At 67.9% G+C, this 402-nt stretch carries 1 protein-coding gene; it reads left to right on the top strand.

All coding sequences use genetic code 11. From position 1 onward, the window contains the following. On the top strand, positions 1 to 402 hold a 402-nt coding region (gene hisG / locus I6F37_RS43025; RefSeq protein WP_225154832.1), incomplete at both ends, for an ATP phosphoribosyltransferase.

Raw genomic sequence — 402 nt, 5'->3', positions numbered from 1 at the left:
GGCAAGGACTGGATCGAGGACAACAACGCCGACGTGCACGAGGTCGCCGAATTGACGTACTCCAAAGCCACGCGCAACGCGATCCGCGTGGTGCTGGCCGCGCCGGAGGGCTCGGCCATCGAATCGGCGCGCGATCTGGCGGGCAAGCGCATCGCGACCGAGTACGTCCGCCTGACCGAGCGCTACCTGAACACGCACGGCGTCCGCGACGCCTCGGTCGAGTTCTCCTGGGGCGCCTGTGAGGTCAAGGTCCCGGTTCTGGCCGACGCCATCGTCGTCAACACCGAGACCGGGTCGAGTCTGCGCGCCCACAACCTGCGGATCGTGGACACGCTGCTCACCTCGACCACGCGCCTGGTCGCCAATCATCGTGCCTGGGGAGACCCCGAGAAGCGCGCCAAG

Origin of the sequence: Bradyrhizobium sp. NBAIM08 (assembly GCF_020193935.1) — a bacterium.
Lineage (GTDB): Bacteria > Pseudomonadota > Alphaproteobacteria > Rhizobiales > Xanthobacteraceae > Bradyrhizobium > Bradyrhizobium yuanmingense.
The sequence above is the reverse complement of the archived record's forward strand: the minus strand, read 5'-3'. Positions and strand labels throughout refer to the sequence as shown.